The organism is Gordonia soli NBRC 108243 (genome assembly GCF_000334455.1).
In the GTDB taxonomy this organism is placed as follows: Bacteria; Actinomycetota; Actinomycetes; order Mycobacteriales; family Mycobacteriaceae; genus Gordonia; species Gordonia soli.
Window position 1 is genome coordinate 45,035 of the sequence record NZ_BANX01000036.1, and the last position, 23,117, is coordinate 68,151.

At 68.3% G+C, this 23,117-nt stretch carries 21 protein-coding genes; 8 read left to right on the plus strand and 13 right to left on the minus strand.

Features of this window, described 5'->3' with window-relative positions; translation table 11 throughout:
- The first annotated feature begins 5 nt into the window (after window positions 1-5).
- The gene (locus GS4_RS21845; RefSeq protein WP_007624670.1) at window positions 6-869 is read left to right on the plus strand and encodes an NmrA family NAD(P)-binding protein; all 864 of its coding nucleotides are present in this window, start codon (window positions 6-8) and stop codon (window positions 867-869) included.
- 87 nt (window positions 870-956) lie between these two features.
- On the opposite strand, the gene GS4_RS21850 is transcribed toward GS4_RS21845, so the two are convergent.
- Both GS4_RS21850 and GS4_RS21855 read right to left on the minus strand, forming a co-directional pair.
- On the minus strand, window positions 957-1,436 hold the full coding sequence (locus GS4_RS21850) for an anthrone oxygenase family protein (RefSeq protein WP_007624671.1): 480 nt from the start codon (window positions 1,434-1,436) through the stop codon (window positions 957-959).
- Entirely contained in the window at window positions 1,433-2,308 is an 876-nt protein-coding gene (locus tag GS4_RS21855; protein WP_007624672.1) for a Rossmann-fold NAD(P)-binding domain-containing protein, read from the minus strand. The genes GS4_RS21850 and GS4_RS21855 overlap by 4 nt, the downstream gene beginning before the upstream one ends.
- A gap of 93 nt (window positions 2,309-2,401) precedes the next feature.
- Between GS4_RS21855 and GS4_RS21860 the strand changes: the two genes are divergently transcribed.
- The 3 genes from GS4_RS21860 to GS4_RS21870 all read left to right on the plus strand — a co-directional run bounded on the left by GS4_RS21860 (window position 2,402) and on the right by GS4_RS21870 (window position 5,865).
- On the plus strand, window positions 2,402-3,346 hold the full coding sequence (locus GS4_RS21860) for an AraC family transcriptional regulator (protein ID WP_007624674.1): 945 nt from the start codon (window positions 2,402-2,404) through the stop codon (window positions 3,344-3,346).
- Window positions 3,347-3,458: 112 nt separating this feature from the next.
- Window positions 3,459-4,766, plus strand: a complete 1,308-nt coding sequence (locus GS4_RS21865) for a PQQ-binding-like beta-propeller repeat protein (RefSeq protein WP_007624675.1) — start codon at window positions 3,459-3,461, stop codon at window positions 4,764-4,766.
- Between the two features lie 289 nt (window positions 4,767-5,055).
- Window positions 5,056-5,865 (plus strand): lytic transglycosylase domain-containing protein, encoded by an 810-nt coding sequence (locus GS4_RS21870; RefSeq protein WP_007624677.1) that lies wholly within the window; start codon window positions 5,056-5,058, stop codon window positions 5,863-5,865.
- Between the two features lie 47 nt (window positions 5,866-5,912).
- Here the strand turns inward: GS4_RS21870 and GS4_RS21875 are convergent, their stop codons facing one another.
- The 4 genes from GS4_RS21875 to GS4_RS21890 form a co-directional block, all read right to left on the minus strand.
- On the minus strand, window positions 5,913-7,196 hold the full coding sequence (locus tag GS4_RS21875; protein ID WP_007624679.1) for a M18 family aminopeptidase: 1,284 nt from the start codon (window positions 7,194-7,196) through the stop codon (window positions 5,913-5,915).
- A 10-nt stretch (window positions 7,197-7,206) separates the two neighbouring features.
- Entirely contained in the window at window positions 7,207-7,887 is a 681-nt protein-coding gene (purQ, locus tag GS4_RS21880) for a phosphoribosylformylglycinamidine synthase subunit PurQ (RefSeq protein WP_007624682.1), read from the minus strand.
- Window positions 7,888-7,896: 9 nt separating this feature from the next.
- On the minus strand, window positions 7,897-8,139 hold the full coding sequence (purS, locus tag GS4_RS21885) for a phosphoribosylformylglycinamidine synthase subunit PurS (protein WP_007624684.1): 243 nt from the start codon (window positions 8,137-8,139) through the stop codon (window positions 7,897-7,899).
- Between the two features lie 129 nt (window positions 8,140-8,268).
- A complete protein-coding gene (locus GS4_RS21890) occupies window positions 8,269-8,751 on the minus strand; it encodes a glutathione peroxidase (RefSeq protein ID WP_007624686.1) in 483 nt (160 codons plus the stop codon).
- Window positions 8,752-8,951: 200 nt separating this feature from the next.
- Between GS4_RS21890 and GS4_RS21895 the strand changes: the two genes are divergently transcribed.
- On the plus strand, window positions 8,952-9,431 hold the full coding sequence (locus GS4_RS21895; protein WP_007624688.1) for a MarR family winged helix-turn-helix transcriptional regulator: 480 nt from the start codon (window positions 8,952-8,954) through the stop codon (window positions 9,429-9,431).
- Complete coding sequence (locus GS4_RS21900; RefSeq protein WP_007624690.1) at window positions 9,428-10,978, plus strand: DHA2 family efflux MFS transporter permease subunit; 1,551 nt, start codon at window positions 9,428-9,430, stop codon at window positions 10,976-10,978. The genes GS4_RS21895 and GS4_RS21900 overlap by 4 nt, the downstream gene beginning before the upstream one ends.
- A 352-nt stretch (window positions 10,979-11,330) precedes the next feature.
- On the opposite strand, the gene GS4_RS21905 is transcribed toward GS4_RS21900, so the two are convergent.
- Window positions 11,331-13,493, minus strand: coding sequence for a S9 family peptidase (locus tag GS4_RS21905; RefSeq protein WP_007624691.1), 2,163 nt, complete (start codon window positions 13,491-13,493; stop codon window positions 11,331-11,333).
- Window positions 13,494-13,500: 7 nt separating this feature from the next.
- Window positions 13,501-14,394, minus strand: a complete 894-nt coding sequence (locus GS4_RS21910) for a phosphoribosylaminoimidazolesuccinocarboxamide synthase (RefSeq protein WP_007624693.1) — start codon at window positions 14,392-14,394, stop codon at window positions 13,501-13,503.
- 153 nt (window positions 14,395-14,547) lie between these two features.
- On the opposite strand from GS4_RS21910, the gene GS4_RS21915 reads away from it, so the two are divergent.
- Window positions 14,548-14,832: an Rdx family protein gene (locus tag GS4_RS21915; RefSeq protein ID WP_007624695.1), complete on the plus strand. Its 285-nt coding sequence runs from the start codon at window positions 14,548-14,550 to the stop codon at window positions 14,830-14,832.
- Between the two features lie 70 nt (window positions 14,833-14,902).
- On the opposite strand, the gene purB is transcribed toward GS4_RS21915, so the two are convergent.
- Both purB and GS4_RS21925 read right to left on the minus strand, forming a co-directional pair.
- The gene (gene purB / locus GS4_RS21920; protein WP_040511443.1) at window positions 14,903-16,330 is read right to left on the minus strand and encodes an adenylosuccinate lyase; all 1,428 of its coding nucleotides are present in this window, start codon (window positions 16,328-16,330) and stop codon (window positions 14,903-14,905) included.
- A 149-nt stretch (window positions 16,331-16,479) separates the two neighbouring features.
- A complete protein-coding gene (locus tag GS4_RS21925) occupies window positions 16,480-17,079 on the minus strand; it encodes a TetR/AcrR family transcriptional regulator (protein WP_083862823.1) in 600 nt (199 codons plus the stop codon).
- Window positions 17,080-17,302: 223 nt separating this feature from the next.
- Here GS4_RS21925 and GS4_RS21930 point away from each other — a divergent pair, with 223 nt between their 5' ends.
- Entirely contained in the window at window positions 17,303-18,241 is a 939-nt protein-coding gene (locus GS4_RS21930) for an alpha/beta hydrolase (RefSeq protein WP_040511461.1), read from the plus strand.
- Between the two features lie 65 nt (window positions 18,242-18,306).
- On the opposite strand, the gene purD is transcribed toward GS4_RS21930, so the two are convergent.
- The 3 genes from purD to GS4_RS21945 form a co-directional block, all read right to left on the minus strand.
- On the minus strand, window positions 18,307-19,560 hold the full coding sequence (purD, locus tag GS4_RS21935; RefSeq protein WP_007624703.1) for a phosphoribosylamine--glycine ligase: 1,254 nt from the start codon (window positions 19,558-19,560) through the stop codon (window positions 18,307-18,309).
- Between the two features lie 102 nt (window positions 19,561-19,662).
- Window positions 19,663-20,877, minus strand: coding sequence for a low temperature requirement protein A (locus GS4_RS21940; RefSeq protein WP_007624705.1), 1,215 nt, complete (start codon window positions 20,875-20,877; stop codon window positions 19,663-19,665).
- 80 nt (window positions 20,878-20,957) lie between these two features.
- Window positions 20,958-23,117 (minus strand): ArnT family glycosyltransferase (locus tag GS4_RS21945; protein ID WP_007624707.1); only part of this gene is annotated, 2,160 nt, incomplete at its 5' end.

A 23,117-nucleotide genomic window follows, 5' to 3' on the forward strand; every position in this document is an offset into this window, starting at 1 on the left:
AAGACATGACCACCTACGCCGTGACCGGAGCCACCGGCGGACTCGGAAGCGCATCGATCACCGCGCTCCTCGACCGCGGGGTCGCCCCGCGCGACATCGTCGCCGTGGTGCGGGACGCCGCCAAGGCCGCCGACCTCGAGGCGAAGGGCATCGGGATCCGGGTCGCGGACTACGCCGACCGCCCCTCGTTGGACGCTGCCTTCGCCGGAGTCGACAAACTGCTGTTCATCTCCGGCTCGGAGGTCGGCGCACGCGTCGCACAGCACACCGCGGTCGTCGATGCCGCAGCCGCCGCCGGGGTCGGCCTCGTCGCGTACACCAGCATCCTGCGGGCAGACTCCTCCCCGTTGCTGCTGGCGCAGGAGCACCTGGCCACCGAGAAGGCACTCGCGGCGTCCGGCGTGCCCTTCGTTCTGCTCCGTAACGGTTGGTATTGGGACAACTACGCCGCTTCGGCACCGACCGCGCTCGAACTCGGGGTGTTCTACGGCAGTGCTGGAGATGGAAAGGTCGCCGGCGCAGCGCGTTCCGACTACGCCGCGGCTGCGGCAGCAGCGCTCGTGAGCGCCGATCCGGGCGCCGTCTACGAACTGGCGGGCACCCAACACCTCACGTACGCCGACATCGCGGCCACCTTCGCCGAGATCGGCGGCACGCCGGTGCGCTACGAGAACCTGCCGCAGCAGGACTACGCCGCGGCCCTGGTGAAGGCCGGGCTCCCCGAGGGTTTCGCCGGAGTGCTCGCCGATTCCGACGCGGGAGCAGCCATCGGCGGATTGGATTCGGACTCCGACGATCTCGTCACCCTGGTGGGCCGCCCGCTGGTCCCATTCGCCGACGTCATCCGTCCGGCGCTCACCCAGAGCTGATGCCCCAGATCTGATGCTGTGGCGCGATCACGGCACATGTCACGGGCCCCATGACCGATGTCATGGGGCCCGTGACGCCTCTGTTGCTCACCGGAGTTGCTGGACCAGCCCTCCCGCCAGTGCCATCACCGCGCCGATCTGCGCCACCCCGCGGACGATGTTCCATCGCACCCACGGGACGGTGAAATCCGACCAGATCCGCGCCGCGTCGGCGACGGTCACATCGCCCGCCGCATCGAGCCGATTGTTGAGCGGCACGTTGCACGCGAAGGTGACCAGCATCCCGACGATGTAGAGCGCCAGTGCCGCGACGGCCCACCACCGCAATCCCGTGCCCCACCAGAGCACGACCACCAGTCCGGCGAAGACGAGCCCGCCGGCGAAGACGACCGCGAACACCGGGTTGAGGATCGCGACGTTGATGCGCTGCATGACCTGGACGGCCGCAGCGGGATTCGAGCGATCGAGGCCGGGCATGACCGAGTAGGCGAAGGCTGCGAACAAGCCGGCGGCGAGACCGACCGTGGTGATGGCGAGGACCAGCACGACTCCCTTGACGTCGTTCATGCCACCGCACCCCCGCGCACCACATCGGCTGCGTAGTCGGCGAAGTCACGCGCAGGCCGACCGAGCACCCGCTCGACGTCGCCGGTGACCGAGGCGTTGCGTCCGTCGAACAACGTCCCGAGCAGGGTCAGGATCAGATCCACCTCGGGCTCCGGTACCCCGACCTCCAACAGGATGCCGCGATAGACCTCCGGCGGGACCGCGGTGTACTCGATGTGTCGGCCCTGTGCCGTGGCGATTTCGGCTGCCGCATCGGCGAAGGTCAGCAGGCGCGGACCGGTGAGCTCGTAGGTCTGACCCGCGTGCGGATTGATTCCCTCGGTCGTGTCGACCAGAGCTGCGACCGCCACCTCGGCGATGTCGTCGGTGTCGATGAAGGGCTCACCCACAGGCGCGACCGCCAGCGTCAGGGACCCCTGTGCGAGTTCTTCGGCGAACGGGCCCTCGCTGAAGTTCTGATCGAACCAGGCGCAGGAGAGCACCGTGGATTCGGCAGCGGCATCGTGGACGACACGCCCCGCGGCGTCGGCCTCCGCCTCGCCGCGACCGGCGAGCAGGACCAGCCGTCGGACGCCGGCGGCATCGGCCAACCGGACGAACTCGCCGATGTCGCCGAGCGCGGCAGGCACGACGAGGTCGGGTTGGTAGGTGATGTAGGCGGCGACCACACCGTCGAGCGCGGGCGCCCAGGTGGAGCGGTCCGACCAGTCGAACGCGGTGGCGCTCGATCGGCTGGCCCGGCGGTTCGCGATGCCCCGGGCGTCGAGGATGTCGGCGACCCGGCGGCCGGTCTTACCGGTCGCGCCGACCACGAGGATCGGACCGGCGGCGGTGTCGTGGTTCTGGGGTGTGGTGGTTCCTGGCGTTGTCATGGACCCAGTACAGCCCGGACCAGCGAGACGATCCATCGATCATCCGCTCGATTACATACGTGAACGTCTCGACAATCGCGTAGCGTCTCGCTCATGGACGCCCTCGGAAGTCTTCTCAACGGCCCGCGCGCACAGCAGGCGATGTTGTTGCGGATGGTCATGACCGAGCCATGGGCGGTCCGGATCGAGGACGAGTCGCCGATGACGGTCGTGGCCGTCACCCGAGGCACCCTGCTGGTGACCTACGACGACGGCGAACACCGCGAGATCACCCCGGGTCAGGTCGCGCTGTTCCGCGGCACCCATCACTACACGATCGGCGACGCCGTCGACTCACCGCTCGTCGCCCACATCGACGCTCGCGGAGACTGTTACGACCCCACCGGCACCTACAGCGTCGCCGAACCCATGTCGCTCGGCGTGCGGTCGTGGGGCAACGCGACCGGCGAGACGACCGCCGACTCGGTGATGCTCATCGGCGCCTACCTCTTGGGCGAGGTCGGCCGGCGCCTGCTCTCCGCACTGGATCGGCTCACCGTGGTCGACCTCACCGACGATCCGCTCATCGCGATGATGGAACTCGAGATCGTCCGCGACGCACCGGCCCAGGAGGCGGTCCTCAACCGACTCCTCGACCTGATCCTGGTCACCGCCCTGCGCCGGTCGATGGAGTCGGGACAGGCCCAGACACCGGCGTGGTACGCCGCGCACAACGATCCCATCGTCGGACACGCACTCCGGTTGCTCCACAACAACATCGAGCGGCCGTGGACGGTGGCCTCACTGGCATCGGCGACCGGCGTGTCCCGAGCCGTGCTGGCCCGACGGTTCACCGAACTCGTCGGCGAGCCACCGATGGGATATCTCGCGAACTGGCGGGTGTCGGTCGCGTCGGAACTCCTCGCCGACAGCGGCTCGACGCTGGCCGCGATCGCCGCTCGGGTCGGCTACGGCACCCCGTTCGCGTTGAGTGCCGCCTTCAAGAGGCATCGCGGAATGAGTCCGGCCGACTACCGTCGCGGCCTGGCCGCCGTCTGAGTTCGCGTCCTCGCTCGATCACCCGCACCGCCCACCGTTCTCGACCCCTGTCGTTCGGCCCCTGTCGGTCGGATGACAGGTGTCAGTGCCATCACATGATTCACTGATAGCCATGTCCGTCCTGTCGTCCGTCACCGGCGCCGCCCGGCGTCTGCCGTTCGGCATCGGCACGGTCTCCATCGTGCTGGTCGCAGCGCTGATCGCCTGCGTGGGAGTGGTGCTCGCCATGGGCACTCCCGACACCCCGGACTCCTACGAATCGGGGCTGCTCCGTAGTTATCCGAATGCACCGGCGGTGGCGTGGACCCAGTCGAGCGACACACTCCCGGGTTTCGGCGCCGACACCGACATCCAGGTCGTCGACACCTGGCAGGAGAGTTGGCTGCTCGCGTACCCGTCCGGTATCGGACGCGCCTTCCTGGCCGTCGATCGTCGGACCGGGGCCCCGCTGTGGGACAAGCCGGTCATCTCGGGTCTCGGCGGATGCGCCTTCGACAGCACCGGGACCGTCGGCTGCGCGGTCAAGGTCGGGACCGTGCCCGACGGCTTCTACGTGGTCGACGACGACGGCACGCCGCGATCGCGGTCGCCATTGGACGACACTGCGGACGTCGTGGGCCTCGGGTCGGCATTCCTGCGCATCGACCAGGCGGGGTACGGCGTCTCGGTGCGCACGCCTGCGGGTAAGACCCTGTGGAACCGCACCTTCGCTGCGGCCGCAGCGGCGCGGGTGGAGTACGGGGTCGTGGTGATCTCCACGGTCGACGGCTCCGAGTTCGTCGTCGACCCCCGCACCGGCGCCGACCGGGTGGCCTGTTCGGTCTGCGAGATCACCGTGTACCCGAGCGGTATCACCGTCCAGCACAACGAGTTCGGCGACGAACACACCGACACGTACGGCCTGAGCAACGGTTCCCTCACCGACAAGCCGGTGTGGTCGGGACGTGGACTGCGCGTCGTGCCGGGACCCACCGTCCTGCCGGTGCTGACCGGCGTCGGCGCGGCGCAGATCCAGGCAGGCCAGGGACGGTACGAGATGCGCGATCCGGCGGACTCCGAGGCGTTGTGGCAGATCACCGATCCGGAACTCTCGAAGGCCAACACCCGCCCATGTGGCAGCGATGTGGCCTTTGCCCTCAAGGACCGTTCCCGCGTGGTCTACGACCTCGCGGATGGCAATCGGATCGGCACGTTCGGCGTCCCGTCGCTGGACAGTCCCGACACCAACTTGGATCAGCTCCGCTGCGTGGGCTCGTCCGGCGACACCCTGGTGTTCGCCAACCCGAACCAGCTGACGGCCTTCGACGCGCGTCGCGGGTCGGTGCGATGGGAACTCCCCGTGATCGGCACGACGCAGGTCGTCGACGGCTACATCGTGCTCACCCAGGGCACCTCGCTGTCGGTGCTCCGACCCAACTGAGCTGGCGGTACTCCCACCCCATCGAGCTGTCGGCGCCGACACCACCCAACTCGCACCCCGAAACGGACATTCCGCCCTACTCGTGGGACGTCTCACACAGGCCCCGACAGATGCCTAATGACCAGCGGCTTCCCCGGCATTGCTCAGCAAACGCTCAGAGTATGTAACGGATAGATAACAGCACGCTCACGAACTCATGTACGGTCGGGCCCGGATTTCTGCCGGACTCGTGTCGGGCCGGAGATCGAGTAATTCAGTTCGACGCGATGTGAATCGGTGGTGTGCAGACGTGGGTAAGCATTCGAAGCAGCGGAAGAAACGGTCCCCGTGGGTGGTGACCGCGCTGGTCCCGGTCGGAGTGCTCGCCGGAGCCGCGGCCGCAGGTGCCAACGAGGCCGGCCCGAGTCTCACCTCGCCGGCCCCGGCCGCGCACCCCGCCGCCGACACCACACCCGAGAAGATCGGTTCGGGGAGCCCAGCGACCGGTGGGCCCGCAGGACCGGACACCACCGACGCCACCGTGCGCAAGGTCTCCCAGCCGCCCGCCCCGATCCGTCAGGCACCGCCGCCCCCGCCGCCCCCCAGCGTCGCCAGTGGCGCGGTCCCGGCCATCAACTACCAGGCGTACCGCGCGGCCGCCGACTCCGTCGACAAGTCGAGCCCCGGCTGTCGGATCGGCTGGACGCTCATCGCGGGCATCGGCAAGGTCGAGTCGCATCACGCCAACAACGGTGACGCGGACGCCAAGGGCACGCTGCGCACCCCGATCTACGGCCCGACTCTCGACGGCTCGCTTGCCGGCAACGAGGTCATCACCGACACCGACGGTGGCAGCATCGACGGTGATCCGGTGCACGACCGCGCGGTCGGTCCGATGCAGTTCATCCCGGCGACCTGGGAGAAGTACGGCGCCGACGGCAACGGCGACGGCAAGGCCGATCCGCAGAACATCTACGACGCAGCCCTGGCGACCGGGCGCTACCTGTGCGACGACCACCTCGATCTCAGCACCGCCGCCGCCCAGGTCTCGGCCATCCTCCGATACAACAACTCGATGGAATACGTCGACAACGTGCTCGGGTTCGCCAAGTCCTACTGAGCCGGGCAAGGGCGAGGCACCCGAGAAAGGTCAGCCCGACCGTGTCTTCACTCGCTGCGGAAGAACGCCTGCAGCGCAGCGGAATACATCCACACGTCCTCGGCTCCCATGAGCTCTCGGGCGCTGTGCATGGCCAACTGGGGCGCGCCGACATCGACCGTGATGATCCCCGTCCGGGCCGCCGTGATGGGGCCGATGGTCGAGCCACACGGTAGGTCGGCGCGGTGCACGTAGCGCTGCAGCGGGACACCGGCGGTCTCACAGGCGAGCGCGAAGACCGCCTCTCCCACCGCATCCGAGGCGTATCGGAGATTCTGGTTGACCTTGAGCACCGGTCCGCCGTCGATGGCGATCCGGTGGCCGGGCTCATGACGTTCCACATGGCCGGGGTGCGTGGCGTGCGCCATGTCCCCCGACACACAGATGCTCGACGCCAGGGAGCGTAGGTAATCGGCGCGGTCGCCGTTGAGCGACAACACGATACGTTCCAAGATGCTGGACAGCAGGTCGGATGCGGCGCCTCGCTCGGAGCCGCTGCCCACCTCTTCGTGGTCGAAGAGGGCAAGCACGGTCGTGTTCACCGGATCATCTGCGTCGAGCAATGCGCGGAGACCCGTGTAACAGGTCCCCTGGTTGTCCAGTCGCGGGGCACTGAGGAGCGCCTCGTCGGGGCCCACCAACCGGGACGGCGACACGTCGTGTGTCATCAACTCCCAGCCCAGCACCGTCGACGGGTCGACCCCCGCGTACTCCGCCACCCAGCCCAGGACGTCGGGGAGTCGGTCGCCGATGCTCCAGATCCCGTCGAGGTGACGTTGCGGATCGGGATGGACACCCTTGCGGTCCTCGGACAGGTGGATCGCCAGCTGCGGCACACGCAGCACCGGCTCGGTCACATGGACGAGCGTGTGCGCCACCGAATCCCCCACGCGGTGCGCGAGCCGACCCGACAAGCCGAGATCGCGGTCGAGCCACGAGTTGAGCCACGCTCCGCCGTACGGTTCGAGCGCGACGGTGCCGACGCCGGCGACCACCCGGTCGGGGTTCTGTTTCACCCGCAGGTTCGGACTGTCGGTGTGACCGCCGACGATGCGGAAACCGCCGGCCGGGTCGCCGTCGACCGCCGAGGCGCCGTTCCAGGCGACCAACGATCCGCCGCGGATGACGTAGTGGCGTCCGGTCGCCGGCTCCCACGGCTGGTCCTCGTACACCCGGCGGTACCCGGCGTCGTCCAAGGTGCGCGCAACTGTCGCCACCACGTGAAACGGCGACGGGGAAGCATCGATGAACTCGCCCAGCCCGGAGGCGGTCGCGGTGGTCGCCAGGGTCACGGCTCTCCGATCAGACCGACGCGAGAACCGAGTCGATCACCGAGTAGAACAGTCCGAGTCCGTCATCGCTGGGACCGGTCAGCGGCTCCGTGGCGTGCTCGGGGTGCGGCATCAGCCCGACGACGCGGCCGTCGGGACTCGCGATGCCGGCGATGTCGAGAGCCGAGCCGTTGGGATTGCCTCCCGCGTAGCGGAAGACGATCCGGCCCTCGCCCTCGAGCTCCTCCAGCGTCCGCTGCGAGGCGACGTACCGACCCTCGCCGGACTTGAGCGGGATCAGGATCTCGGCATCGCGCTCGAATCGGGTCGACCACGCGGTCGTGTTCGACTCGACGCGCAGCCACTCGTCGCGGCAGACGAAGTGCAATCCATCGTTGCGAGCCAGCGCCCCGGGCAGCAGCCCTGCCTCACACAGCACCTGGAAACCGTTGCAGATGCCGAGGACCGGGAGGCCTTTGGCCGCCGCCTCCACGACCGCGCCCATCACCGGGGCGAACCGCGCGATGGCACCGGCACGGAGGTAGTCGCCGTAGGAGAAGCCGCCGGGGACCACGACCGCGTCGACGCCCTTCAGGTCGGCATCGCCGTGCCACAGGGCGACCGGCTCGGCGCCCGCGAGGCGGGCGGCGCGCGCGGCGTCCACGTCGTCGAGGGTGCCGGGGAAGGTGATGACTCCGATACGAGCGGTCACGTCGAGCCCCTATTCGCCCGCGACGCGGGACACGTTGAAGTTCTCGATGACCGTGTTGGTCAGCAATTCCTCGGCGATCCGCTCCAGGGTCACGTCGTCGACCGAGTCGTCGACCTCGAGCTCGAATCGCTTGCCCTGCCGGACATCGGCGACACCGCCGAAGCCCAGTCGTCCGAGCGCTCCGACGATCGCCTGGCCCTGCGGGTCGAGGATCTCGGCCTTGGGCATCACATCGACCACCACACGTGCCATGGGGACAGGGGCTCCTTCGTCGTCTCGCGGGCTGGTCGCAGATGTCGGCGACCACCCGCTCGCTTCACCTCCCGGGCGCCGGTGGCCGACGGGAGACTGCGGTCAGTTTACCGGGTGCCCCTCACCGGGTCAGAGGACGGATTCGATGGCGCTGATGACCTCCGGCGCAGTGGGCTCGGTACGCGGCCGGAAGCGGTTGACGACCCGACCGTCGGAGTCGACGAGGAACTTCTCGAAGTTCCACTGGACGTCTCCCGCCTCACCGTCGGCATCGGTCGCCTTGGTGAGCTCCTGGAAGAGCGGATGCTGGTCGTCGCCCTTGACATCGGACTTCTCCAGCAGCGGGAAGCTGACCCCGTAGGTCGTCGAGCAGAAGGTGGCGATCTCCTCCGCGGTGCCGGGCTCCTGTCCCATGAACTGGTTGCACGGCACACCCACGACGGTCAGACCGCGGTCGCGGTAGGTCGATGCGATCTCTTCCAGCCCGGTGTACTGCGGCGTGAGTCCGCACTTGCTCGCGACGTTGACCACCAGCAGCGGACCGCTGAAGTCGGCGAGGGAGAGCGTCGAACCGTCGAGTGCCGTGACCGGGATGTCCTTGAGGTTGCTCATGGGTTCGACACTAACGCTGCGTCGTCGGTCACCTCCGCGAAAAGTGTCCCCGATCACACTGAGCTGCGGTTTTGTGTGCGAAGTCACCATTAGTTGTGCTGGCGAGATAGTTGCGTGGGCGTTAGCTTTATCCGGTGAGCACCGCTGAACAGTCCCCCTCCACCGCACCCGAGGTGTCGGTGGACGAGGCCTGTTCGACGATGATCGCGTTCCTCGACCGGCTGAGCTGCCTCGGCAAGGCCCATGCGATGGACACCCTGGCATCGACCGACCTGACGTTCTCGCAATTGCGGGTCGTCTTCGCGCTCTACTCGCATCGCTCCGACGAGGGTGTGGCGATGTCGGTCAACGAGATCGCCGACCAGGTCGGCCTCTCACTCGCCGCGACCGGGCGCGTCGTCGACAAGTTGGTCGGCGCCGGGCTGGTGGACCGACGCGAAGACGCATCCGACAGACGCGTCAAGCGTGTCTCCCTCACCGACGAGGGACGCCACCTGGTCGATTCGCAGCTGACCATCAAGCAGGACCTCATCCGTATGTTCATCGCCCGCCTGCCCGCAACGGTGCGGACTCACCTGCGGGCCGCACTCCTCCCGATCGTCGACGCCGACACCGACTACTTCGAACTCCCGAACACCGCGGCCGCAGCCCGGTCCGACTCACAGAAAGCCTGCTCATGACCTCATCTACGGCCGCATCCGGCGGTAGCCACGCACACGCCGGTCCGCCGGACATCAAACTCGACCGCAACGTGTTGATGGTCGCCGGTGTCGTCGTGCTCGGCGCCATCATGTCGATCCTCGACGTCACCGTGGTCTCGGTGGCACAGAACACCTTCCAGCAGGAGTTCGGCACCGACGCCGCCGGTTCCGCCTGGACGATGACGGGCTACACCCTCGCGCTCGCGGCCGTCATCCCGCTGTCGAGCTGGGCCGCATCGCGATTCGGCACCAAGCGCGTATACCTGACCTCGCTGGTCCTCTTCGTCCTCGGCTCGGCGCTCTGCGCCCTGGCCTGGAGCATCGGCTCGCTGGTCGCGTTCCGTGTCATCCAGGGCCTCGGCGGCGGTCTCCTGATGCCGATCGGCATGATGATCCTCACCAAGGCGGCCGGACCCGAGCGCGTCGGTTCCGTCATGGCCGTGCTCGGCATCCCGATGCTCCTCGGCCCGATCGCCGGCCCGATCCTCGGCGGACTGCTCATCGAGTACGCGTCCTGGCACTGGGTCTTCCTGATCAACGTCCCGATCGGTCTGGTCGCGATCGTCTACTCCGCCATCGTGCTGCGCAGCGACGAGGAGACCAGCAAACCGAAGATCGACATCGTCGGACTGTTGCTGCTCTCACCGGGCCTCGCACTCTTCCTGTACGGCATCTCCTCATCCAACGAGGAGGGCACCTTCATCGCACCCAAGGTGTTGATCCCGGCCATCGTCGGACTGGTGCTGATCGTCGCGTTCGTCTTCCACGCCCTGCGCGCCGACAAGCCGCTGCTGGACCTCCGACTGTTCAAGAACCGCACGCTCACCGTCGCGGTCATCACGATGACGCTGTTCATGATCGCGTTCTTCGGTGCAGCACTTCTGTTCCCGCAGTACTACATCGGCGTTCGCGGACAGTCGACGCTGATGGCCGGTCTGCTGCTCGCCCCACAGGGCATCGGCGCGATGATCACGATGCCGATCGCCGGTCGGATGACCGACAAGATCGGTCCCGGCAAGTTCGTCCTGTCGGGCGTCGTGCTGATGTTCCTCGGCCTCGGGACCTTCGTGTTCCTCGGCGCCGGGACTTCGTACTGGCTGCTCAGCGCGGCCCTGTTCGTCCAGGGTCTGGGCATGGGTATGACGATGATGCCGATCATGGCGGCCGCTCTCGCCACCCTGAACAACCAGCAGGTGCCCGACGGTTCGACGATGATGAACGTGGTCCAGCAGACCGCATCGTCGATCGGCTCCGCGGTCATCGCCGTCATCCTGGCGACCAACCTGAAGTCGAACTCGGATGCCGGGCTGGCGATCGTGTCGAACACGCAACCGGAGAAGCTCGGCGGACTGCCGGTGCCCGACTCCGCCTTCGATCACGCGGCGACCGCCTTCGGTCACACGTTCGTGGTGTCGGCGATCCTCATCGCGGTCACCCTGATCCCGGCCTTCTTCCTGCCCCGCAAGAAGATCCAGTCGAATCTCACCGAGGAGGACGTCAACCGCGCACCCACCATGGTGCACTGACGCGCGTTCTCGTCCGACAGCCGCATCGGTCCCGGTTCTCCGGGGTCGGTGCGGCTGTCGGGTTTTCGGGGCCGGGTTCGGGGCTGGGCCTGACCACAATCTGCCGTCCAGCGGTGGGTCGCGTGCACTATCCACACTGCACCCCGCTCAGCGGCAGATCGTGGCCACCCGGCAGGCGTCACCGAGCCGGGGAGCACGCAGGGCCACAGCCAAGCCACCAGACGAGGGCCCGTACAAAATCTGTACCCCAGCGGCCCGCCATCGACATATCGTCAACCGCACCCCGCCCACGTACAGATTTCGTACCGGGACAACCCGAGGACCCGCCCAAACGACGTTCGACCGAGCCGACCTACTCCGAGACTGCGCCCGTCTGCTGGAGGATCCACGCCAGCTCGAAGGCGATCTCCTCCCACTGCTTGTACCGACCGCTGACGCCGCCGTGTCCGGCCGACATCTCGGTCTTCAACAAGATCGGGTTGCCCGAGGTCGAGACGTCCTGCAGCTTCGCCACCCACTTCGCGGCCTCGGTGAACAGCACACGTGTGTCGTTCAGCGACGTCAGCGCGAGGATCGGCGGATACGGTGCCGCAGTGACGTTCTCGTACGGCGTGTACGACTTCATGTACGCGTAGACGTCGGCGTCGTGCAGCGGGTCGCCCCATTCGTCCCACTCGATGACGGTCAGCGGCAGCGACGGGTCGAGGATGGAGTTGAGCGCGTCGACGAACGGCACCGCGGCCAGGATCCCGTTGAACAGCTCCGGCGCCAGGTTGGCGACCGCGCCCATCAGGAGCCCACCTGCGGAGCCACCCTCGGCGACGAGCTGCTGCGGCGTCGTCCACCCCTCGTCGACGAGATACCGTGCGGCGTCGACGAAGTCGGTGAAGGTGTTCTTCTTGGTGAGCGTCTTTCCGTTCTCGTACCAGTACCGGCCCATCTCACCGCCGCCGCGCACGTGCGCGAGCACGAACACGACGCCGCGGTCCAGCATCGACAACCGCGACACCGAGAACGACGGATCGATGCTCGTCTCGTACGACCCGTAGCCGTAGATCAGCAGCGGCGCCGGACGGTTCGCGTCGGTCTCCCGACGGCGCACCACCGACAGCGGGATCGCGGTGCCGTCGGCGGCGGGCGCCCACAGGCGCGTCTGCTCGTACTCGGAAGCGTCGTACCCGCCGAGGACCACCTGCCGCTTGAGCAGGGTGCGCTCGCCCGTGGCGACGTCGAGATCGAGGATCTCGGTCGGTTCGACGAAGCTGCCGTACCCGATGCGGAGCCGCGGCGTCGACCATTCCGGATTGCCACCGAGCCCCACCGAGTAGAGCTCCTGGTCGAAATGCGGCTCGACGAAGTCGTCGATGGTCGGGATGCCCTGTACGCGTCGCAGATCCGCGATCGCGATCCTGGGCAACGCGCCCGACCGATACGACAGCACCAGGTAGTCGGCAAAGGCGTCGAGGTCCTCGATCCGACGGTCGGGATCGTGGGCGATCAGCTCTCGGCGCGCCGACAGATCGTCGACCGGTGCGATGTCGATCGCGAAGTTCTCCGCCTTCACGCCGTCCCGCACCTCGTTGTGCACGATGACGAAGTAGTCTTCGCCACCGATCACGGCGTGCTCGGCGCTGTACTCGACACCTTCGACACGTCCGGCGACGCTGCGGAACTCGCCGGTCGGGTCGTCGGCCGGCAGGACGTAGACCTCGGAGGTGATCTTGGAGCCGACACCGATCACCAGGTAGCGGTCACTGTGGGTGGTCCCCATCCCGACCCAGTACCGCTCGTCCGGCTCGTGGAAGACGGTCACGTCGTCGCCACCGACACCGATGTCGTGCCGCCACACCGTGTCCGGGCGCCAGGCCTCGTCGACGGTCTGGTAGAAGACGTGTCGCGCATCGGTCGACCACACGGCCCCGCCCGCGGTGCCCTCGATGACCTCGTCGAGCAGTTCGCCGCTGCGGAGGTCCTTGAACCGCAGCGTGTATCGCTCGTCACCGACGACGTCGGTGCTGAACGCCAGCCAGTTCCCGTCGTCGCTGACGGTGAGCGCACCGAGACTGAAGAACTCGTGACCCTGCGCCTCGACGTTGGCGTCGAGCAGGATCTCCTCGCCGGGCAGCGGCGCGTCGTCGGCGATCTCCGGCGGGGTCCAGTCGTCGTCGGAACGGATCGGACACCGGCAGCGGATGCCGTACTGCTTGCCCTCCTGTGTGCGACCGAAGTACCAGTAGCGCCCGCGCCGACTCGGGACCGACATGTCGGTTTCCTTGGTGCGGCCCTTGATCTCGGCGAAGATCTGCTTGCGCAGCCCGTCGAGTTGATCGGTGTGCGCTGCGGTGTAGGCGTTCTGCGCCTCGAGGAAGGCGATCACCTCGGGATCGTCCTTGTCGCGCAGCCACTCGTACTGATCGGTGACGACATCGCCGTGATGGGTGCGCTCGACGGGCACCTTCTTCGCGGTGGGCACCTGCACGTCGGTCGACTCGCCTGCGGGGTTCTGCTCGGTCACTTCGCTCCTACTCCGACTCGGACGGCCAGTCCGCGAACGACTTCCGGGAGATCCATTCGTACGCCTCGATGTACCGGGCCCTGGTCCGCGCGACGACGTCGTCGGGCAGCAAGGGCGGCGTCTCGTCGGCGGCCTTGTCCCAACCGGAATCCGGACCGGTCAGCCAGTTGCGCACGATCTGTTTGTCGAAGCTGGGCTGGACCTCGCCGGGTCGATACGTCGCGGCCTCCCAGTAGCGCGACGAGTCGGGGGTGAGCACCTCGTCGGCGAGCACCAGACCGCCGGCGGCGTCGAGCCCGAACTCGAACTTGGTGTCGGCCAAGATGATCCCCCGCTCGGCGGCGACCTCGGCACCTCGTCGGTAGATGTCGAGGGTGGCCGCGCGCAGAGTCTCGGCCAGCTCGTCACCGAGATCGGCCGCGACCCGCTCGAACGAGATGTTCTCGTCGTGGTCGCCCTGTTCGGCCTTGGTCGCCGGGGTGAAGATCGGCTCGGGTAGACGGTCGGCCTCGTCGAGCCCGCTGGGCAGCTCGACGCCGCACACCGATCCGGTCGCCCGGTAGTCGAGGAGTCCGGAACCGGTCAGGTACCCACGTGCCACACACTCCACCGGGACCATCGGTAGCTTGCGCACCACCATCGACCGTCCCACGTACTCGGCGGGGATGCGCTCGTCGGTCGGTCCGCCGACCAGGTGGTTGGCCACGCCGAGCGCCTCGAACCAGAAGAAGCTCATGGCCGTGAGGATGCGCCCTTTGTCCGGGATGGTCGGCGACAGGATGTGGTCGTATGCCGAGATGCGATCGCTCGCGATCATCAGGAGGGTCTCGTCGTCGATCTGGTAGACATCTCGGACCTTGCCCGAGGCGACGAAGGTGTACGAATCGAGGGCCGGGCTCATGACCTCGACCTTAGAGCCTCCGACCGGTGTCGGTCTCAGACGGGTGGCCGCCCCGGATCGAGGACGGCACCTCGTCGCACCACCGCGGTCGCGGACTTCGCACCGGCCACCCGCCGACCGGCCGGCACGGCCCGCTTCTGGCATCGTGGTCGCATGCCGCAACCGCATGTCGCCATCACCTACTGCACCCAGTGCAACTGGCTGCTGCGGGCGTCGTGGATGGCGAGTGAACTGCTGAACACCTTCGGCACCGAGCTGGGGTCGGTGGCACTCGTGCCCGGCACGGGCGGCGTGTTCCACATCGAGGTCGACGGACGACAGATCTGGGAGCGCAAACGGGACGGCGGATTCCCCGACGTCGTCACACTGAAGCGACTCGTCCGCGACGCCGGCCTGCCCGACTGGGACCTCGGCCACGCCGAACCCGGGCGTCACTGAGTCGCCACCAGCCGCGCCGGACCGGGCGCCTCCCGATCATCCGGTACTGGTCATCCACCGTGGAGCGGCTCTACAGAATCGGTGCGGGCGCGTAGGCCGCCGCGTCCGGATACTGCGCGATGATCTTCTCGGCCGCCGCGACGACGTCGGCGACCTGCTGCTCGGCTGCCCCGACGAAGGCCTTCTTGTCGGCGAGGGCCTCGTCGAGCTGCGCGCGGTCGAGCGGGATCCGGTCGTCGGCGGCCAAGCGATCCAGCAGGTCGGGCTCACGACCCTCCTCCCGCATCGCCAGCGCCACCGCCACCGCGTTCTCCTTGATGGCCTCGTGCGCGGTCTCCCGACCGACCCCGGCACGGACGGACGCGATTAGCACCTTGGTGGTCGCGAGGAACGGCAGGTAGCGGTCGAGTTCGTTGGCGATGACGGCCGGGTAGGCGCCGAACTCGGCGAGCACCGTCAGGAAGGTCTCCATCAGACCGTCGATCGCGAAGAAGGCGTCGGGCAGGGCCACCCGGCGGACGACGGAACAGAAGACATCGCCCTCGTTCCACTGGGCGCCGGCGAGTTCGGCGGCCATCGACCCGTATCCGCGGAGCACCACGGCGAGACCGTTGACCCGCTCGCAGCTGCGGGTGTTCATCTTGTGCGGCATCGCGGAGCTGCCGACCTGGCCGGGCTGGAAGCCCTCGGTGACCAGCTCGTGGCCGGCCATCAGGCGGATGGTGTGCGCCAGCGACGACGGCGCGGCCGCGGTCTGGACGAGCGCGGAGACGACATCGTGGTCGAGCGAGCGCGGATAGATCTGTCCGACCGAGGTGAACGACCGCGCGAAGCCCAGGTGATCGGCGACCCGCGACTCGAGGTCGGCCAGCTTGGCGGAATCACCGTCGAGCAGGTCGAGCATGTCCTGCGAGGTCCCCATCGGCCCCTTGATACCGCGCAGCGGATAGCGGTCGATCAGTTCGCGCAGTCGGGTCAGCGCGACCATCAGTTCGTCGGCGGCCGAGGCGAAGCGCTTGCCGAGGGTCGTCGCCTGCGCGGCCACATTGTGGCTGCGGCCGGCCATCACCACCGACGCGTACTGCGCGGCACGGTCGGTGAGCCGGGCGAGCACTGCGACACCGTGTGCATGGACGTGCTCCAATGACCGCAGGATCTGCAGTTGCTCGACGTTCTCGGTGAGATCGCGGCTGGTCATCCCCTTGTGGATCTGTTCGTGACCGGCGAGCGCGTTGAACTCCTCGATCCGCGCCTTCACGTCGTGCCGGGTGATGCGCTCACGGTCGGCGATCGACTGCAGGTCGATCTGGTCGACGACGCGCTCGTAGTCGGCGATGGCGCCGTCGGGGACGTCGATGCCCAGGTCGCGCTGCGCCTTCAGGACCGCGATCCAGAGCTGCCGCTCGAGGGCGATCTTGGCGGTCGGGGACCAGATCTCGGCGAGATCGGCCGATGCATATCGACCGGCGAGGACGTTGGAGATCACAGGCTTGGACACGCACCCAGTGTAGGCAGCGGGTTCACGCGGCCGGGCCACACCTCGACACCATGCGGCCGGGCCGTACCTCGACACCATGCGGCCGGGCCGTACCTCGACACCATGCGGGGACAGGGCCCGACCGCGTCGCGGGGGGTCGGCCGAGCCGTCTAGCTCGGGTACTGCGGCGCGAGGACGTCGATGACCTCGAGGAGGGCGTCGCGGGCCGCGACGACCGGTGCGATCGACCGATGCCCCAGCGCCCCGACGATCGCGCCGTCCTCGACGGCGATGAGCTGACCGATGTGGACCGGGTCGGCGAGCCTGCCCGAGCGATCGAGGACGTCGACGTGGATCGTCGTCAGCAGAGCTCGACGGTCGGCGACCACATCACGCAGCCGACCGTGCCGCGCTGCCAGCGCGAGCATCTCGTAGCGCGTCGACAACTCCTCGACGGTGGTGTCGGTGCCGACGAACACCTCCGCCAACGCCTCTGCGGTCGCGTGCCCGCCCCGACGTCGGCGCGACAACGCGTCCGCGCGGCCGGCGATGGCGACCTCGTCGTTGTGAGATGTGTAACCCGCGGCCTCGGCGAGCAGATCGTCGAGGGAACCGAAGTAATAGGTCGTCGACGCGAGCGGGAGCTGTGCGCGGTCGGCGACCGCACGATGCCGCACGGCGTCGAAACCGCCCTCCAGCAACAGTTCACCGGCAGCCTCGATCAATCGAGAGCGCCGTCGAACCCCTTTCGGGGTCGCTGCCGAGGTCATGGACACACTTTGCCAAAGCGCCCATCGCATCGGGTTGGATTCACGGATCCGGTACCGGCCGGATATCTGCGACAGCCGATCTCGCCACGCGCGCGGCCGAAGTCACGTTCGGTTCACCATGTGCCACATCGGTCACAGCTACGGCGTGGCGGCGCGGCGCGGCTTCGAAGGCGGTCGATTTCATCAGTATCCTGTTGACTCGATGAGCCGCGACGATCTCGACATGCCCCTCCGGCAGCCCGAATCGCCCGAGCACGAACGTGCCCGGGTGACCCGTCGTACGCTGCTGACCGCCGGTCTCGGCATCGCCGCGCTCAGCGGGCTCGCCGCCTGCTCGGGCGACGAGCCGACCGAGGTCGAGCCACGCAAGATGGAGGCCAGGGCCGCCGACGACGAACTGCCGTCCGAGACCACACCGCCCCGCATCGAGAGCGATGCGCCGCTGATCACCGGGAGCTTCCGCTCGGCGAAGATGGCGGGCCGGGAGACCCGATGGGCGGTGGCGCGGCCGGCCGGTGTCTCCGGGCAGTTGCCCGTGGTGGTCGTCCTCCACGCGCTGAACACCAACGAGAAGTCGATCTTCGGGTCGAAGCTCGAGATGCAGACCGTCGTCCAGCAGTACGTCGACGCCGGTAACCCACCGTTCGCCCTGGCCGCCGCGGATGTGGCGCGCAACTACTACCACGCGCGTGCCGACGGCACCGACGGCGCGGCGATGATCCTGGACGAGTTCCTGCCGATGCTCGCGGCGAACCGCGAACTCGAACTGTCGACCGAGCGGATCGGACTCTTCGGCTGGTCGATGGGCGGCTACGGGGCACTCCGACTCGGCGCGATGCTCGGCGCTCCGCGGGTCGCGGCGATCGCCGTCAGCTCCCCCGCGCTCTGGGCCGATCCCCGCAACTTCCCGCCGCGGGCCTTCGACAGCCTCGCCGACTACCAGGCCAACTCGCTGTTCGGCCAGCAGAACGCGTTCGCGCGCATCCCGCTGCTGATCGAGATCGGGTCCAGCGACCAGTTCTTCACCTACACCCGACAGTGGGCCGCGGGTCTGCACCCGCCCGCGGCCTTTGGGACGTCAGCGGGTGGGCACACCAACCGTTACTGGCGGAGCGTGCTGCCCGACCAGGTGGCCTTCCTCGGCCGCAACCTGGCTCGCTAGCCTAGCGGCGATTCGGTAGAAGTAGGTCCCGGATTCCGGGAACTACTGCTACCAAATCGGTTCGGTCAGAGCGTGATCCGACCCTCGAGCGCGGCCTGCCCGATGTCGGTGCGGTAGTGCGCACCCGTGAGCCGAATGGCCGCGATCCGCTCGTAGGCCTGGGCGCGTGCCTGCTCGAGGTCGGCGCCGACACCGACCACCGCGAGTACCCGACCACCGGCCGAGACCACCGCACCCTCGGCATCGCGTGAGGTCCCGGCGTGGAGGACGCCGTCGACGTCGGCACCGGTGATGACGTCGCCGGTGCGGGGACGCCCCGGGTAGTTCTCCGCGGCCAGGACGACGGTCACCGCCGCGCCGTCGGTCCACTGCAGCGGCGGCAGCTGGTCGAGCCGACCGTTGGCGGTGGCCGAGAGCGCCTCGCCCAGAGGCGATGCCAGTAGCGCCAGAACCGCCTGGGTCTCGGGGTCGCCGAACCGACAGTTGAACTCGACGACGGCGGGACCGTCGGCGCCGATGGCCAGACCCGCATAGAGCAGTCCGCTGAACGGTGTGCCGCGCTTCTCCAGTTCGACCGCGACGGGGCGGACCACCTCGTCGACGATCTGGTCGGTCACCGCATCGGGCAACCACGGCAGCGGTGTGTAGGCACCCATCCCCCCGGTGTTAGGGCCGGTGTCGCCGTCACCGACTCGCTTGTGGTCCTGCGCCGGGATGAGCGGGACGACCGTCGCGCCGTCGACCAGGCAGAAGAGCGAGACCTCGGGGCCGTCGAGGAAGCTCTCGAGGACCACCGGATGGCCCTGTTCGAGCAGTTCGGCGCCGTGGTCGCGCGCCGTCGACCGATCGTCGGTGACCACCACACCCTTGCCCGCGGCGAGACCGTCGTCCTTGACCACCCAGGTCGGTCCGAACCGATCGAGTGCGGCATCCAGCTTCGCCGGGTTGTCGACGACCTCGCTGCGCGCGGTCCGCACGCCTGCGGCGGCCATCACCTCCTTGGCGAAGGCCTTGGAGCCCTCGATCTGTGCGGCTGCGGCGCCGGGGCCGAACGTCGGGATGCCGACGGCGCGCAGACCGTCGGCGACACCGAGCACCAGCGGCACCTCGGGCCCGATGACCACGAGGTCGGCGGAGATGCGTTGCGCGAGGGCGACGACGTCGGCGGTGGACGCGACGTCGACCGCATGGCTGCTCGCCAGGGTCTGCGTGCCCGCGTTCCCCGGGGCGACATGCAGTTCGGTGACCGACGGGTCGCGGGACAGTCCGAGGAGCAGGGCATGTTCACGGCCGCCCGAGCCGATGACGAGTACGCGCACGGTCCCGACTCTAGTTCGCGGCCGACGCGCGGAGCGGCCTGGGCAGTCGAGTCAGACATCGAGCGACCGACGCGGAGGTCATCCGACCGGCCTTCCGACCGATCAGGAGGCGCTGCGTTCGGACAGCGCACGGAGGGCCGTCTCCCGCCGACCCGCGCCGACCAACTCGTCGGAGACGACGATGACCACCGGCGCCAGGATCGCCACCAGCAACGCGACCACCACCGATACCCCGGCCGCAGCCAGCCACACCGAGACGCCCAGGAGCACCACCGTCGCGAGCCCCAGTGCGAGCGTGATCGGGTCGAAGTCGAGGAGGTAGTCGTAGATGGTGAGCATGCCCAGGCAGTAGACCCCGAGCGGGATCGCGAAGGTCGCCACGACGATCCCCGGCCCGATGTGGGCCTCGTGCTCGATGTACAGCGCGGCCACGTGCAGGCCCGCACCGACGCCGGCCGCGGCGATGAAGATGATGATGTGGCCGTATCCCCACGGGAACGATCGGCGACGTCGGGCGTGCAGCGCGTCGCCGGTCGGCACGATGAAGTACATCCACCACATGGCGAAGGTCACCGCCATCGCGGCGAGCCCCAGCACAGCGGTCTCGACCGTCCAGCCCTGCGTGCCGATCAGCGCCTCGAGCACGGCGACCGTGCCGACCACGCCCTCACCGAGGGTGATGATGGTCAGCAGCGCGTACCGCTCGGCGATGTGATGGGGATGCCATGGGGTACCGCCGGTGGTGGTCTCGGCGATGAACGGGCCGCTCATCTCGATCACCACGCAGGCCAGCATCGCGAACACCGTCGGGACGAAGGACATGTCAGCGATGAGCACCGCGACCCATCCGACCTGCGCGATCAACGTCGCCGACAGGTAGATCAGGGCGGCGCGTCGGTGTTCGGCGCTCTGGAACGCCACGCGCGCCCACTGGGTGACCATGCCGATGCGCATCACGATGTACCCGAGGACGAGTACCCGGTTGTCGACGTGGTCGCCGTGGGCGAGCGACGAGAAGATCGGCGGCATGCCAAGTGCGATGATCGCGACACCGACCATCTGCACGAGCACGTTCACCCGGAAGAACCAGTCGTCGGTGTCGAATGCGGAGGCGAACCAGGCGAAGTTGATCCACGCCCACGTCGCCGCGAAGGTGCTCAGCAGATAGCCGAACACGGCCACCTTGTAGTGCCCCTCGGCCAGTGCGTGTGCGACCTGCGTACCCGCGACCGAGAACGCGACCACGAAGACGAGGTCGTAGAAGAGTTCCAGGTTGGTCGCGACCCGCCCCTGTTGGTGCGGGTCGCGACCGGTCATCCGGGCCAGGCGATGTCCGATCGTGAGCGTCACAGTGGAGAACTGTATGCCCGCGATGGTGCATCGCAACCCGGACTGTGTCAGCGAGAAGCGGTCAGGTCGTACACCGTCACCCCGCCGACCGTCGTGGCCGTGTAGTTCTGCTCGATCCACGTCGCGATCTGCTCCGACGGCCGGTCCTCCGACGATCCGGAGCCCTCAGCGCCGCCGAACATGCGACCGCCGCCGATGAAGTAGTGGATCTTCTTCTCCCGCACCAGCTGTTGGAAGCGCTCGAGCGTCGGCGACGGATCGGTACCGTTGAACCCGCCGATCGGCATGACCGAGTGACCGGAGTCGAGCTGATATCCCGACGCCTGGTTGGACCCGACGGTCGCGGCGACCCAGGTGTAGTCGTCGGCGTCGGCACGCAGCAGGTCGAGGAGTTCGGCGCTGGGGCGCGAACCCATCAACAGACCGCCGCCGGGACCACCACCGGGACCACCCGCCCCGCCTCGACCGGCTGCCATCCCACCGCCGGGACCCGGCATGGCGGGCGTCGCCCCGCCCTGTCCGGAACCGCCCTGACCGAAACCGCCCGGTCCCGGTCCGAAGGACCCGTTCTGGCCCGGTCCGTTCTGGCCCGGTCCGTTCTGACCCGGTCCGTTCTGACCCGGTCCGTTCTGACCCGGTCCGTTCTGGCCTCCGGGCCAGAAGGCGCCCGGACCGAATCCGTCCTGGCCGCGTCGATGGCGGAAGCCGCCACCGGGTCCCCCCATCGCGCCGTCGACCCGCGGACCGGCACTGATGATGGAACCCGACTTCTCGGTGGCGACCGTGTCGACGGTGTAGGCGATCGGCCCGGCGAGCCCCGCGGCGATGGCGAGCACCACCGCGACCGTAGCGAGATACGCGCGGTGCGCGGCCACCATCACCGCACCCGCGACGATGCCGACGATCAGCACCAGCCAGCGCAGCCAGGGCACGAAGTCGGGTGAGCGATCGAGGAGCACGAAGGCCCACACCGCGGCGATCCACACCGACACCGCGAGCACGATGCGCACCCAGATCCGGTCGCGGGCCTGCCAACAGACGGCCGCGCCGGCGGCGACCACCGCTGCGACCGCAGGTGCCAGCGCCGCCGTGTAGTAACTGTGGAAGATCCCCGCCATGAAGCTGAAGACGGCCATCGTGATCAGCAGCCAGAGACCCCAGACCACCAGGTAGGCCCGCTTCGCCGACCGTCGGCCGCGGCCGAGGAGCACCAGTGCCACGACGCCGAGGACCAGTCCGCTCGGGATCAGCCAGGCGATCTGACCTCCCTGACCCGGCTCGAACATCCGCAGCCAGCCGGTCTCACCCCACATGCCACCGCCGGGACCACCGCCCGGACCGCGCCCCATACCGCCCATCTCCACACCGCCGGGGCCGTAACCACCTCGGCCGCCGCCGGGCACCACACTGCCGTGCTCGTTGCCGTTGAGGCGACCGAAACCGTTGTAGCCCAGCGTCAACTCGAGGATCGAGTTGTTCTGAGAGCCGCCGATGTAGGGGCGCGAATCGGCCGGCCACAACTCGACGGTGAGAATCCACCATCCGGCGCTCACGATCAGCGCACCGAGGGCGGCGAACAGATGACCGAGCCGGACCAGCCAGGTGCGCGGCCCGAAGGCGAGGTAGGTGATCGCCAGTGGCGGTACGACGAGCATCACCTGGAGCTGCTTGGTGAGGAAGCCGAAACCGACGAACACTCCCGTCAGCAGCATCCATCGCAGCCGTCCGTCCTCGACGGCCCGCAGCGTCGCCCACACCGCGGCGATCATCAGCAGGATGAGCAGTGCCTCGGGGTTGTTGAACCGGAACATCATCGCCGCGACCGGCGTGAGCGCGAGCACCGCACCCGCACCGATCGCCACCCAGTGTCCGAAGTACCGACGCGTCACGACATAGAGCAGCGCGACGGCGGCGACCCCGAGCAGGGCCTCGGGGACGAGGATCGACCAGGAGTTGACGCCGAACACCCGCGCCGACAGCGCGGGGAGCCACAGTGATGCCGGCGGTTTGTCGACCGTGATCGAGTTGGCCATGTCCGACGACCCGAAGAACCAGGCCTTCCACGACTTCGAACCCGCCTGCGCGGCAGCCGCATAGAACGAGTTGCCCCAGCCGTTCGCCGACAAGTTGACCAGATAGAGGATCGCGGTGCCGACGAGCAGCACCGCGAATGACAGGCGACGGACGAGGGGGCCCGACACGGCCGG

Excerpts from the sequence above, each read along its gene's own strand:
- GS4_RS21925 (WP_083862823.1), bottom strand. The coding sequence starts at position 17,079 with ATGACCTCGGCAGCGACCCCGAAAGGGGTTCGACGGCGCTCTCGATTG.
- GS4_RS21930 (WP_040511461.1), top strand. The coding sequence starts at position 17,303 with ATGCCCCTCCGGCAGCCCGAATCGCCCGAGCACGAACGTGCCCGGGTG.
- purS (WP_007624684.1), bottom strand. The coding sequence starts at position 8,139 with ATGGCACGTGTGGTGGTCGATGTGATGCCCAAGGCCGAGATCCTCGAC.
- GS4_RS21855 (WP_007624672.1), bottom strand. The coding sequence starts at position 2,308 with ATGACAACGCCAGGAACCACCACACCCCAGAACCACGACACCGCCGCC.
- GS4_RS21900 (WP_007624690.1), top strand. The coding sequence starts at position 9,428 with ATGACCTCATCTACGGCCGCATCCGGCGGTAGCCACGCACACGCCGGT.
- GS4_RS21845 (WP_007624670.1), top strand. The coding sequence starts at position 6 with ATGACCACCTACGCCGTGACCGGAGCCACCGGCGGACTCGGAAGCGCA.
- GS4_RS21910 (WP_007624693.1), bottom strand. The coding sequence starts at position 14,394 with ATGAGCCCGGCCCTCGATTCGTACACCTTCGTCGCCTCGGGCAAGGTC.
- GS4_RS21865 (WP_007624675.1), top strand. The coding sequence starts at position 3,459 with ATGTCCGTCCTGTCGTCCGTCACCGGCGCCGCCCGGCGTCTGCCGTTC.
- GS4_RS21850 (WP_007624671.1), bottom strand. The coding sequence starts at position 1,436 with ATGAACGACGTCAAGGGAGTCGTGCTGGTCCTCGCCATCACCACGGTC.
- GS4_RS21860 (WP_007624674.1), top strand. The coding sequence starts at position 2,402 with ATGGACGCCCTCGGAAGTCTTCTCAACGGCCCGCGCGCACAGCAGGCG.
- GS4_RS21895 (WP_007624688.1), top strand. The coding sequence starts at position 8,952 with ATGATCGCGTTCCTCGACCGGCTGAGCTGCCTCGGCAAGGCCCATGCG.
- GS4_RS21915 (WP_007624695.1), top strand. The coding sequence starts at position 14,548 with ATGCCGCAACCGCATGTCGCCATCACCTACTGCACCCAGTGCAACTGG.
- GS4_RS21940 (WP_007624705.1), bottom strand. The coding sequence starts at position 20,877 with ATGACCGGTCGCGACCCGCACCAACAGGGGCGGGTCGCGACCAACCTG.
- GS4_RS21890 (WP_007624686.1), bottom strand. The coding sequence starts at position 8,751 with ATGAGCAACCTCAAGGACATCCCGGTCACGGCACTCGACGGTTCGACG.